The sequence below is a fragment of the Bacillus sp. B1(2022) genome, assembly GCF_040259625.1.
Taxonomy (GTDB): domain Bacteria; phylum Bacillota; class Bacilli; order Bacillales; family Bacillaceae; genus Bacillus; species Bacillus velezensis.
In genome coordinates this window covers 105,622-118,031 of record NZ_JANIFO010000002.1, presented here as the reverse complement: position 1 = coordinate 118,031, position 12,410 = coordinate 105,622, and the positions used below count along the sequence as shown (strand labels likewise).

Annotated in this window: 2 protein-coding genes; both read left to right on the top strand. The window is 50.0% G+C overall.

All coding sequences use genetic code 11. The features are described 5' to 3' along the window. The first annotated feature begins 1 nt into the window (after nucleotide 1). On the top strand, nucleotides 2-6,154 hold the full coding sequence (locus tag NQS30_RS04400; RefSeq protein WP_218791286.1) for a type I polyketide synthase: 6,153 nt from the start codon (nucleotides 2-4) through the stop codon (nucleotides 6,152-6,154). Then, nucleotides 6,151-12,363 carry a beta-ketoacyl synthase N-terminal-like domain-containing protein gene (locus NQS30_RS04395; RefSeq protein ID WP_218791285.1) on the top strand — a complete coding sequence of 2,071 codons (6,213 nt, stop codon included), beginning with the start codon at nucleotides 6,151-6,153 and terminating at the stop codon, nucleotides 12,361-12,363. Before NQS30_RS04400 ends, NQS30_RS04395 begins: the two co-directional genes overlap by 4 nt. Nucleotides 12,364-12,410 lie beyond the last annotated feature (47 nt).

The window sequence follows — 12,410 nt, the reverse complement described above, 5'->3', positions numbered from 1 at the left end:
CATGAAAAAAACAGTGAATCTGCGCCTGACGGCAGAACATCCCATTATGAAAAACCATCTTGTTCACGGAGAATCTGTCATGCCCGGTCTGGCCTATATTGATATGCTGTATCAGCTGGCAAAGCAAAGCCTTGATCTTTCATTCCGTTCCATCTGTCTGAAACGGGTGACCATTTATCATCCTTTATCAGTGAAACGGTCAGAGCGGCTTGATGTGAGTGTCATATTCAGCAAAGAAAAGGAGTTCTGGACAGCCTCGATTTGCAGGGCGGATTCCGGGACGGTTTTCTTATCAGCGGAGGTGCATGAAGGGGTTTTCTCATCAGATAAGCGCCTTGACGCGGAAGAGAAAAAACAAGTTGCGCTTCCATCAGTCTCCTTGCATACGGTTTACGAAGGCGCGAGAAGCCGCGGACTGTCGCATGACGGGCTGATGAAGCCGGAGGGAGAGATCTATGCAAATGAAGAGGAATGTTTCCTTGATATTCGGCAGTCTGATTCATGCCAGGAAAATCTCCCCGGCGCTCTCTTTCATCCCGCGCTGATGGACGGTGCCGCCATGGCCTCCGGCGTATTGCAGACAGCTGCAGGCGCCGGTTTGTTTTTACCGATTTATTATGATTCGTTTAGTGCCGCTGAAACCGTTACGGAGCGCTGTTACGCGGTGATTTTGAAAAAATCCGGCACGCCTTCTGAAATGGTGAAAATGGATATTGACTTTTACAGCCTCAGCGGTGCGCATATTGCTTCACTGCTCGGCCTGACAGCCAAAAAGGTGCGGACAGACCGGCAGCTGATACCAGGCGTTCAGCAGATGGAGGAAACCTTATACCGCATTTTCTCAACATACGTAGGCCGTCCTGTCACAAGAAATGATGCGCACACCGTATTTTTTGAATTAGGCCTTGAATCGTCACAGCTTCTGGCCATTATTAAAGACATCGAAGGGGCGTTTGATCTGCGGCTGAATCCGACTCTTTTATTTGAGTGCAGCAGCATATCCGAACTGCTTGAAGACATAAAAACAAAAGGAACAGGTGAATCTTCCGGCCTTGTCGCGGATGCAGCACCGGTCTCTGAAACGCAATCAGTCAGTCAGACATTTACTTTCTATGAACATGAAGCATTCCTTAAGGATCATCTGGTTTTCGGCAAACCGGCACTGATGGGTGTAGTGTATCCGTGTCTGGTGCTTGAAGCATCCGGAGCGTCTCATTCCGGCACGTATCCCGCCGAGCTGAAAGATATCCGCTTTACGGGCGGGCCCGTCACGCTGGAGCCGGGAGAGGCCGCACAGATTGACATTTCATTTGCGGCAGAAAAGAGTGCCGAACGCTTTACCGCAAGCTGCACTGTCTCCGGTAAAGAAAGCCGGAAGACGTGTGCCGAAGGAGAAATAAGCAGAGGTATAGAGGCACCCGTAAAAAAATCGTATGACGTTGAACAAATGAAGGCGCATGCACAAAAGGTAGCACCGGATGTTATTTCCCGTCTGTACGATTCGGTTGCCGGCTTCACGATAGGCCCGATGCTGAAAACGGTAACGGCGGGATACAAAATGAGTGAGAGCTCCTTTTTATTGCAGCTGGACTTATCAGGAAAAAAAGAAAAAGGCGATCTGCGTCACTTTGCATTTGACCCGCTTATATTGAATTCTTGTTATATGTCGCTCGGTGAAGAAGAATTGCAGCTGAAAAAGCGGATTCACGTCCCGCTCATGATTGAGAGGCTGACGCTTTACGGACCAGTCATGTCTGATACCGTCTATGTGGTGAATACAATCAAACATAAAAAAGACGGGTTTCTCTCATTTGATGCCGCAGTCCTCAGTCATACCGGGGAACAGCTGGCGGAATTGAAAAACGCGTCTGTGAAAGAAGTGCTTCAGCCAAATCGGCTTGAAAATGCGTCTTTTGTCCCGTCCGGGAATCAAAACCGTCCGAAAACGAAAGGAAAACCGCTGGATATTGCCATTGTCGGGATTTCCGGCAAGTATCCGCAGGCCGATGATATCAATGCGTTTTGGGAAAATCTCAAACAAGGAAAGGATTGTATTACCGAAATTCCGAAAGACCGCTGGAAATGGGAACATTACTTTTCCGAGGACCGGACGGCGCCGGGAGCGATCTACAGCAAATGGGGCGGATTCATTGACGGGATCGCCGATTTTGATCCTGAGTTCTTTAAGATTTCCCCCCGTGAAGCGGAACACCTTGATCCTCAGGAACGGCTGTTTTTAATGCATGCGTGGATGGCCATGGAGGATGCGGGATATACGAGGACATCACCTGAACTTGGCCGTCAGGTAGGTGTGTATGCCGGTGTCATGTATCAGGAATACCCGCTATTCGCGGCTGAAGCGGGAGTGAAAGGACGGCATATCGGGCTCCCCGGCGGGATTTCATCCATTGCTAACCGTGTCTCCTATTTTTGTGATTTTCAAGGGCCGAGCATTTCGGTCGATACGATGTGTTCGGGTTCGCTGACTTCATTGTACATGGCGTGCCGAGATCTGCGGGATCATCGGATTCGCGCGGCGCTTGCCGGCGGAGTGAATCTCACCGTTCATCCTAACAAGTACTTCATGCTGAGCCAGGGGCAGTTCATCTCATCTAAAGGACACTGCGGGAGTTTCGGCGCCGGGGGTGACGGCTATATTCCGGCAGAAGGGGTCGGGGTGCTGCTTCTTAAACGTTTAGAAGACGCCGTACAAGACGGAGATCGGATTTACGGCGTCATTAAAGGAGCTGCCATTAATCATGGCGGGAGAGCGAGCGGTTACACCGTACCGAACCCCAAGGCGCAAAGCGAAGTCATTTCTCAAGCTTTACAGGAGGCGGGGGTATCTCCGGGCCAGATCAGCTATGTGGAAGCGCACGGGACAGGGACGAAATTAGGCGATCCGATTGAAATCCGGGCTTTAACCGATGCATTCGGTGATGTTCCTGAAACATGTCTCATCGGGTCTGTCAAATCAAATATCGGACACGGGGAATCTGCAGCAGGCATCGCCGCTGTCACAAAAGTGCTGCTGCAGATGAAGCACAAACAAATCGCCCCATCTCTGCATGCAGATGTTTTAAATCCGAATATCCAATTTGATGAAGGACCGTTTTCCGTCTGCCGGGAATTAACAGATTGGAAACGGATTGCAGCAGACGGAGCAGAACAGCCGCTCAGGGCGGGGATCAGCAGCTTTGGTGCGGGCGGTTCTAACGCGCATATCATTATTGAAGAATATGAGGCTCCTGTCAAACAAGCAATCAGCAGCCAAGAGCCGGCTGTCATTCTGCTGTCTGCGAAAAATGGGGAGCGTCTGACAGAATACACGGAGCGCCTTCTTGCTTTACTTCAAAAGAAGCATACGGATAAGCCGGACTTATTTGATGTCGCATACACTTTACAAGCGGGGCGGGAAGCGATGGATGAGCGGCTGGCTTTCATTGCGGACTCTCTTAAGGAGCTGGAGGACAAGCTCAGATCGTACTTGGAAAATGAAAACGCACCGCATCTTTACAGGGGGCGGGCGAAGCGAAATCATGAGACAGTGGCTGTGTTTGAATCTGATGAAGATTTGCAGGAAGCCATGGTCAAATGGCTGAAAAAGAGAAAGTACGGTCATTTGCTGAACATGTGGGTGCAGGGAGTCGATGTGGACTGGAACTTGTTATATTCGGGACAAAAACCCCGGAGAATCAGCCTTCCCGCCTATCCGTTTGCAAAGGTCAGATGCTGGATTCAAGATGAAGCCGAGGCGGTTTCAAAACGGAATGACGGCAAAACGGTGATCCATCCGCTGCTTCATGAAAACACATCCGATCTGTGGGAGCTGAAATTCACCTCTGTTTTTACCGGACGGGAATTCTTTTTCACTGACCACACAGTCAATGGGGAGAAGGTGCTCCCGGGAGCCGCTGTGATCGAAATGGCCAGGGCGGCCGTTGAGCGTGCCGCATACGCTGTGCCGGACGGACGTAAAGGACTGTATTTGAAAGATCTCATATGGATGAGGCCTGTCGTTCATAAGGGGACGGATGTAGAAGTCCATATCAGCCTTATCCTTAAGGGAAATGAAGACATTGATTTTACAATTTACAGCCTATCGGAAGAACCCGGGGGAGAACGGATTATATACAGTAAAGGCACCGCGGTATCAGGAGAGATAGCAGCGGTTCCGTCAGTTCACTTAGAGGGCTGGCTGTCCGGCTGCAGCCAATCGGTTATGACGTCTGATGAGGTTTATCAGGCTTTCCGGCATGCGGGTATGATATACGGGCCGAGCCATCAAGGAATTGATCAGCTGATGATCGGAGAGAGGGGTGCTGCAGCCCGGCTGTCGCTGCCGGAAACGGCAGACAGTACCGCCGATCAGTTTAACATCCATCCGAGTCTTTTAGATGCCGCGTTTCAGGCGTCACTGGGTGCCGGTTCAGATACTGCCGGAGACACTCCGATGCTGCCGTTTTCCCTGAGGCAGGCAGAAATATTTCAGCCGACTCAGAAAACGATGTGGGCGCTTGTCCGCAAACAGAGCGATCGGTCAGATAACGGAGCGCTGACGCTGGATATTGATTTATGTGATGAAAACGGCGCTGTTTGTATGAGATTAACAGGATTTTCCTGCCGGGCTGTCCGGCAGACAAACCAAACCGAAAGCAAACGGCAGGAAGTTCAGACGGCGATGCTTGCCCCTGTTTGGGACAAAACTTTCTTTTCTCTGGAAGAAAATCGAGCGGTTGATCAAGAACAAATGCTGATCATCGGAAAGCCGGGAAATACAATAAAGGCTGCGGCAAAAATGTGGCCCCGCGCCCATCTGGCGGAGACGCCGGATCATTCAAGCGAGCAAACATTCCGTGAATTGACAGCCGGGTATCAGGATATCCGCCATTTCTTATGGATTGCGCCGGATCGTTTCGCACCCGCATCCGTCAGTCAGGAAATGCTTGATGAGCAGGAGAATGGGGTGATTCAATGTTTCCGTTTCATCAAAGCGCTGCTGTCACTCGGGTATGGAAACCGAAACATCAGCTTTACGGCGGTGACCCGGCAGACACAGTCCGTGTATCCGGGTGATCTGCCGCAGCCTGAGCATGCAGGCGTACACGGTTTGATCGGTTCATTGGCAAAAGAATATCCGAACTGGGACATCAGGCTGATTGATGCAGAAGAAGGCAGTGATTCGTCTGAGATGAAAAACATCTGGTGCCTTCCTCCAGATCCGGACGGAAATGCTGCCGCGTACCGTAACGGAGCTTGGCACAAGCAAAAAACAGTCCGGGTGCTGACAAGTTCCGCTCCGCGTATGTCGTACAGAGAAGGCGGCGTTTATGCTGTCATCGGCGGAGCGGGCGGCATCGGAGAAGCATGGAGCAAATACATGATCACCCGTTACAAGGCACGGATGATATGGATCGGCAGGCGGCCGAAGGATCAGGAGATTCAGAGCAAAATAGACAGGCTGGCGCTATCAGGCCCCGCGCCGCATTATATACAGGCTGATGCTCAAGATGCCGCAGCGCTTAAAGCGGCCGTCCGTTCCGTAAGAGAGCAATACGGCAATATAACGGGAGTCATCCATTCCGCGATAACGCTTGCCGACAAAAGTATGGCGAATATGGATGAAGCTTCTTTCAGAAACGCTTATTCAGCTAAGGTGAATACGAGCGTCCGAATGATCGAAGCTTTTAAGGGAGAACCGCTTGATTTTGTGCTGTTTTTCTCATCCGTTAATTCTTTCACAAAAAATGCCGGGCAAAGCAACTATGCGGCAGGGTGTACATTTCAAGACGCCTTTGCCCGCCATATCGCTTCCTTGCTTGATTGTGAAGTGAAAGTCATGAATTGGGGATATTGGGGCAGTCTGGGTGTTGTATCAGACCCGTCTTACAGAAAACGGATGGAGGCGTCAGGGATCGGTTCTATTGAACCCGATGAAGCAATGGAGGCGCTGGAAGTCTTACTATCAGAACCGTTCAGCCAAGCGGCATTCATCAAAGCTGCTCCGCACGGCTTAGCCGCGCTGACGGATCAAGATGCAATATCGGTTGTATCCGGCCCGAAGCCTTCATTTATGGAAAGCGTCAAGCGGCAAAATCCGGATCGGAATGAACGGCTTGAGACTTTAAAACGAGAAATGGAGTTGCGCATATGAACAGCCTTCTTTGCAAACTGCTCTTTTACCAATTACAGTCAATCGGGTTTTTCAGCGAGCCTGTCACCACACCTGCAGCATCCATGCGGAGCGCCGGCGTGATCGGCACATACGGCAGATGGCTGGAAGAAAGCTTGAATCTATTAAAAGAAAACGGATATATCGCGTATGACGGATACACGATCACTCTTCTCACGGATCAGCGCCCGGACGGCCGCACAGTCTGGAATGAGTGGAATGCCCATAAACGCCTGCTTCCCAATGGGGAGCAGGCGCAAGCTGAATTGGCCGAGGCGACGATAAAAGCGATGCCTTCCATTTTAAAAGGAGAACGTCCGGCTACGGATATCGTATTTCCCGATTCATCAATGCGGCTCGTTGAAGGTGTTTATAAGCATAATCCCGTCGCGGATTATTTTAATGAAGTGTTAGCAGATTCCGCGGCCGCTTACCTGAAAGCCTATCTTACAGAACACCCCGATGCCCGTATCAGGCTGATAGAAGTAGGGGCCGGGACGGGCGGAACGAGCGCCATGCTGTTTACAAAACTGAAACCATTTGCAAAACAGATTGCGGAATATTGTTATACGGACGTTTCTAAAGCTTTTTTAATGCATGCCGAACAGGAATACGGACCTGATGTGCCGTATTTGACAACAGCCTTGTTTAATGCGGAGGAGCCTTGCGAATCACAAAATATCAAAACGGGTGTTTACGATATTGTCATCGCCGCCAATGTGCTTCACGCCACAAAAAATATCGGTTTGACACTGCGCCGCCTGAAAGCGCTCCTGAAATACAACGGGATGATTTTGATAAACGAAATCAGCGATCGTTCTGTTTTTACCCATTTAACCTTCGGGCTGCTTGACGGCTGGTGGTCCTATGAGGATGCTGAGCTTCGGATTCCGGGAAGTCCCGGCTTATATCCAAAATCGTGGGAGCGTGTGCTGCATTCGGAAGGATACAGAGCGGTTTGTTTCCCTGCTGAAACGGCTCATGATTTAGGCCAGCAGATTATCGCAGCTGAGAGTGACGGACTCGTCCGGATGCAAGGGATCAGAGACGGCAGAAAGCCATACGCCGCCCCGGCCGAAGTTTTCCGAAAGCCCGCGCAGCCTGCTTCCCGCAGCCGCGCGCCAGAGGAGCATCAAGCTGTTAAGGCTGATGGGGAATCGGTCGCTTCCCATGTCCGCTCAGTCATCAAAACAAGTATTGCCGATGTATTAAAAATGAAAGAAGAGGATATTCAGGAAGAACTGAATTTCTCTGAATACGGCATTGATTCCATTCTGGCCGTCAATGTGATTAACGAGATTAATAAGCGATTGAATCTTACACTGCAGACAACGATTTTATTTGATTACTATCATGTGAAACTGCTGACCGGTTATATCTCGGAAGAATACGAAACCATCATAGCCTCGTCTCTGAAGGCCGAAAGAGCGAAAATCCGCCCGGCGCTTCAGGAAGAACGGCCTGCTGAAAAACCTCTGCAGACGGAAAGAAAGGAAAACGGTTATCAGAAACCGAAACAAGAACGTATGCCGCCTTCTTTCGCAAAGTCCGATGACTCGGGAATGTTCCGGGTTGTGATTGACCGTCCGGGCGGCATTGAAGATCTGACGATTGCCCGCAGTGAAGTGCCCGAGACAAAAGATGACGAGGTTCAAATAGCCGTCCGCGCCTTTTCTTTAAACTTCGGAGACTTGCTTTGTGTCAGAGGGCTGTACCCGACGATGCCGCCTTATCCGTTCACACCGGGATTTGAAGCAAGCGGCGTCGTGATCAAGACAGGGAGGCATGTAACATCCGTCATTCCAGGTGATGAAGTGATTGTCGGCATGGGAGAGGAATTTGGATCTCAGGCAAATCTCATCACATGTAAAGAACATCAAGTCTATCATAAACCGGCCCGGCTGACCTTTGAAGAAGCATGCGCTCTTCCCACCGTGGCGGTGACAATGATAGACGCCTTCCGGAAAGCCGGACTTAAAAAAGGCGAAAAAATATTAATTCAGACCGCGACGGGAGGAACGGGGCTGATCGCGGTGCAAATGGCCCGGCATATCGGCGCGGAAATATATGCCACGGCCGGATCACAGAAAAAAATTGAGTATTTGCATTCGCTCGGGGTTCGCAATACCATTTGCTATTTAGAAGAAGATTTTGAAACGGAAATCATGCGAATGACCGGCGGCCGGGGGGTGGATGTTGTCATTAATACCCTGGCCGGTGATGCCTTGCAAAAAGGAATGAATTGCCTGGCGCCGGGCGGAAGATATATCGAAATTGCCATGACTGCGCTGAAATCCGCTAAATCAGTCGACTTGTCCGTCCTTCATAACAATCAATCGTTTCACAGCGTGGATTTGCGGAAGCTGTCCCTTCAAAATCCGGATCAGGTCAAGGACTATCAATTGGAACTGCAGCGGCTGGCGGAAGAGGGAGTCATTCAGCCTGTCATCTCAAAAATCTTTTCCTTTGAAGACATAAAAGAAGCGTATCACTGTCTGGATGACCGCGGAAATATCGGGAAAATCGTCATCAGCGTTTCTGAGCCGTATCAAATGACGTACCGCCCCGAACAAAAGGATCCGGCCGATACAGTAAAATCAGCAGCTGTGTTACCTGAAAAAGAACCGATCGCGATTATCGGGATGAGCGGGCGGTTTGCTGAATCGGAGAATCTCCATGAGTTTTGGGAACACTTAGCCGCCGGACGGGATCTGATTAAAAAAGCAGACAGATGGGATATCTCTGACAGCCAATGCCAGTATGGCAGTTTTATAGAGGACATTGAATGTTTTGACCCCGTTTTCTTTCATATATCGGGACGTGAAGCGACCTATATGGACCCTCAGCAGAGGCTGTTTTTGGAAGAATCATGGAAAGCGCTTGAAGATGCGGGATATGCGGGAGACTCGGTAAAAGGCCGGGAATGCGGCGTGTATGCCGGCTCCTGCGGCGGAGATTACCAGGCCATTTTTAAACAGCAGGGGCCCGCGCAGGCGTTTTGGGGCAATCATAATTCCGTCACTCCGGCAAGGATCGCCTATCACCTTAATTTACAAGGTCCGGCGATCACTGTTGATACGGCATGTTCCAGTTCGCTGACAGCCATTCATTTGGCATGTCAGGGGCTCTGGACGAAAGAAACGGAAATGGCGGTGGCGGGCGGGGTTTTCATTCAATCCACTCCCGCTTTTTATCAGTCGTCAAATAAGGCGAATATGCTGTCACCGACCGGACGCTGCCATACGTTTGATCAAAGCGCGGACGGGTTCGTGCCTGGTGAAGGCGTGGGAGCGGTGGTGCTGAAACGTCTTAGCGACGCCGTTAGTGACGGAGATCATGTGTACGGCGTCATAAAAGGATCTGCAATGAATCAGGACGGCGCTACAAACGGAATCACCGCTCCAAGCGCGCTTTCTCAAGAACGATTGGAACGTCATGTCTATGATACTTTTCACATTGATCCGGAAACCATTCAAATGGTGGAAGCTCACGGAACGGGCACTGCACTGGGCGACCCGATCGAATTCGGCGCCTTAACGCGCGCTTTCCGCCGCTATACGGATAAAAAAGGATATTGCGCCATCGGCTCTGTGAAAACCAATCTCGGACATGCCGCTGCGGCCGCGGGGATGGCCGGACTGTTTAAAATCCTGCTGTCGCTGAAGCATCGGCAGATTCCGGCTTCCCTGCATTTTCATCAAGCCAATCAGCATATTCAATTTGCGGACAGCCCGTTTTTTGTGAATGAAAAGCTGATACCGTGGGAACGGAATCCGGATGCACCGCGCAGAGCCGCCATCAGTTCATTCGGATTCAGCGGAACAAATGCCCATCTTGTGATTGAAGAGGCGCCGCAAACCGTGCGCCGGTCGCCGGCAAAACCAGCCTGCCTCATTCCTTTATCTGCGCGGACGGAGCGTCAGCTGGAAATTCAGGCAGAACGCCTGCTGGATTCACTCAGCAAGAACAAAGACAGCGATCTGGGAAATATAAGTTATACGCTCCTGCTCGGCAGAAAGCATTTACATCACCGGTTTGCCTGTATCGTCAGCAGTGCGGACGAACTGAAGCGGGTATTATCGGAGTGGCTTGTAAAAAGAGAGCTTCCGGGTGTGTTTGTGTCCAATTTGAAGGATCAGAAGCCGGCAGAAGAAGCCGGAATGAAAACATTCGGAATGGAATGCATTGAACAGTGCCGCTCGGCGGCTTCGCCCGCACAGTACAGAGAAAACCTGGCACATATCGCTGACCTTTTTTGCAGAGGGTGTGATCTTCCATTTACACGGCTTTTTGACGGAGGACAATATTATAAAACGCCGCTGCCTGCCTACCCGTTTTTAAAAGAAAGGTATTGGGCGGCTGATGTAAACAGTTCTTTACCAGGACAGACCATGAAAAAGTCTGAAACGCAAACCGTTCTCCCGTCTTCGCCGCCTGAACATGAAGGGCTGATTTCTCTGAGTCCTTTAACTGAGATCGAAATGACAGCGTTTGAACCGGAGACATTGCAAAAACCGATCGTGTTACAGCCTTTGGATTGTACTGTTTCTGTCCAGCAGCCAGAAAAAGCCGTTTCCGAAGACAATAGAACATTGCTTGAAGAATTGAGGATAAGCCTGGCAGATATTTTATTTTTGTCACCGGAAGATATTGATGCTGATGAGCCTTTCATCGACATGGGGCTTGACTCCATTATCGGGGTTGAATGGATACAATCAGTAAATAAAACGTACCACACTGAGATTACTGCCAATAAGGTGTATGAACACCCGACGCTTGAAGAGCTTGCGGAATATATAGCGGGACAAATAAAGAAACCCGAGTATGCTGAAGCGGAGGAAACAGCGGTACGTCCGCAAATCCCGGAAGCAGAAACTCCCCTTGCCGGCATCTCTGACGGCACTTTGCGCAAAGAGCTCAAAGAAAGCCTTGCGGACATCCTGTTTCTGAAGCCGGAAGATATTGATGAGCATGAGGCATTCATTGAGATGGGGCTGGATTCTATTATCGGTGTGGAATGGGTTCAGTCCATTAATAAAACCTATCAAGCGTCTATTACGGCAAATCTGGTCTATGAATATCCGACAATCGCAACATTAGCCGGGTATCTGACCGGTTCTGTCCAAAAAGACACCGAGGAAGTACATGGGGAACATACGAAACAAAACGATATATCAGAAGAGACAGATGATCAAGATCCGCCCGAGCTGATCTGTCTTAACCCGGGTGGAAAGGGAAGACCGATTTTCTGGTTTCATTCCGCGCTGGGGGCAGTAGAGCTGTACCAGCCTGTTGCCGAACGGACCGGGCGTCCTTTTTACGGAATTCAGGCAAGAGGGTGGATGACAGACCGGGAACCGATCCGCGGCATTAAAAACATGGCCGAATATTACGTTAAGCTCATACGTACCGTGCAGCCCCGGGGTCCTTACGATGTAGGCGGCTATTCATTAGGGGGCATGCTCGCTTATGAAGTCACCCGGCAATTGCAGCTGGCTGGAGAAACCGTTGAGTCAATCGTCATGCTCGACTCCTTTGACTCAGCGGGTGCGCGGGAAATAAACATTCCTGATGAATTATTTGATAAAAATATGATGCTGCAGACGGTGAACATGGCTTTATTTGCACCAATCTATCAACATCCGGAACGCATTTCTGAAACCTTGATTCATCGTGATGAACTGAATGCCGATCTTCATGAAGACATATTTTTAGAGCAATTAATCGCAAAAGCCAAACAGCGGGGGTTAACGAAGACGGACGCGTTGGTGAAAAATCTGATCAGGCAGAATATAAATGTTCAGGACGCTTACGAAATCACTGATTACGAACTCCTGCTGCTTCCGGATCCGAACGGGGTGACATGCTATTATTTCCGAAATAAAAACGGTATTTTCTTGGGTGAGCTTGATCCGTATTTTACAATCAGGGCTGATATTTTATCTGCTGATTTCGTCAACTATTGGAGCCAGTGGGAAGAGCATATGACAAACATCGCCATCATGGATGTGGCGGTATCCAACCATATGACGTTATTGGCTGAAGACAGCGCAGCCGAAACGATTTCTGAATTTTGCGGCGTTTTATATTCGGCAGACGGAATGACAGAACACAGCTTTCTGCAGCTGCAGGAAAAGATACTGAACGTGCATGGTGAGATGCTGAAGCAGCCCGCCAAAACAAGACCTTAATTTCACATATCCGCCCGCCGGGTTACTCGTAAGCTTCGGCGGGTCAT